Raw genomic sequence first — 1202 nt, forward strand, 5'->3', positions numbered from 1 at the left:
GGCTCTTCTGGAGTCAAGGTGATAAGCAAACCTAATCAGAAAAGCAAGCTAATAGCCTTGCTCGAAAGTTATCAAAGTTCATAAAGCCATAGGCTTGTCGCTTAATCAACTTAATTCGATTGTTAATTCCCTCCATCACGCCACTCGTGGTTCGGTTCAAAAAATAGTTGCAGATTCCATCCAGATGATTACGAATCGTTGTGAGAACATCACAGTAAACCGAACGAGCTTTTTTTAGCCATGCAAGGAGTTGCTCTTTCCCAGCTTCGACAGTCTCAGAACGTTCAAAAATATCTCTGAACTCTTCTTTGAGTTCATAAGCCAGTTTCAACCGTTTTGAATGCTTTAAGATGTCTGCCAGTTTGACCTTCTGCTCCTCGGTCAAATCTACCCCGTTCTTGAGGAGAATGAATTTACTCCCTTTGAGGGTCATTTGAGTTTGCTTGCGTACTTTATTTAACTCTTCATTGACTGGTTTCATCACGTGAAATCGATCAAATACAATCCGCGCCTTGGGAAACACTTCTTGAACCACTTTGGGAAAGCCTCCCCACATATCAACACTCACTTCTTCGACTTGTTCACGCAGCTCAATCGGTTGCTGCTGAAGCACTTTGATGATGTCATCCTGTTTGTGACTATCAATCACCTCAACCAATTTTCCACGGTCAATATCGGCAACAACTGTGGCAAAATCTTGATGCCCTTTGCGTTTACTAATTTCATCAATACTCAGACGAGTAACCGTTCCCCAGTCTGCTTTTTTGATCGATCAAACCTATGATTGAAAATCCCCTGTACTTGATCCCAACTTAAATTTTCCTCTCGGCTAACTTGTTCGATGGTGGTTGCTTGAACTCGCTGATAGATATGATTCTCATAGCGTTGGGTATATCGCCGTTCCCAATCGACAAAGTTCAAACTTTCCGTAAAGTATTTCTGACAAGTCCTACAGTAAAATTGGCGACGCGGAACTTTCAGATAAACTGGTTGACCGAAAATCGATAGATCCCGTATCAATACAGGTCGGTTTTGATTTAATTGAGCGCTCGGACGCTGGCAGTATCGACAATTACTTTCTTCCTGAAGGAAGCGGAGTTTCAATATAACCTCAGGTGCGAATTGGATGCAACTTTCAACAGTAACATCGGGTAGATTAAGCAGTCTGTCAAGATGAAGATCCATACGGTAGAAATCAATTA

At 41.9% G+C, this 1202-nt stretch carries 2 protein-coding genes; both read right to left on the reverse strand.

Going from position 1 to position 1202, the window contains the following annotated elements:
• Window positions 1-31: 31 nt before the first annotated feature.
• Window positions 32-769, reverse strand: a complete 738-nt coding sequence (locus JGK22_RS33085) for an ISL3 family transposase (RefSeq protein ID WP_363319288.1) — start codon at window positions 767-769, stop codon at window positions 32-34.
• Window positions 733-1202, reverse strand: a 470-nt coding sequence (locus tag JGK22_RS33090) for a transposase family protein (RefSeq protein ID WP_293314570.1), incomplete at its 5' end; no start/stop codon positions are given. The genes JGK22_RS33085 and JGK22_RS33090, both read right to left, overlap by 37 nt.

It is taken from the genome of Microcoleus sp. PH2017_08_TRC_O_A (assembly GCF_020738665.1).
In the GTDB taxonomy this organism is placed as follows: Bacteria; Cyanobacteriota; Cyanobacteriia; order Cyanobacteriales; family Microcoleaceae; genus Microcoleus.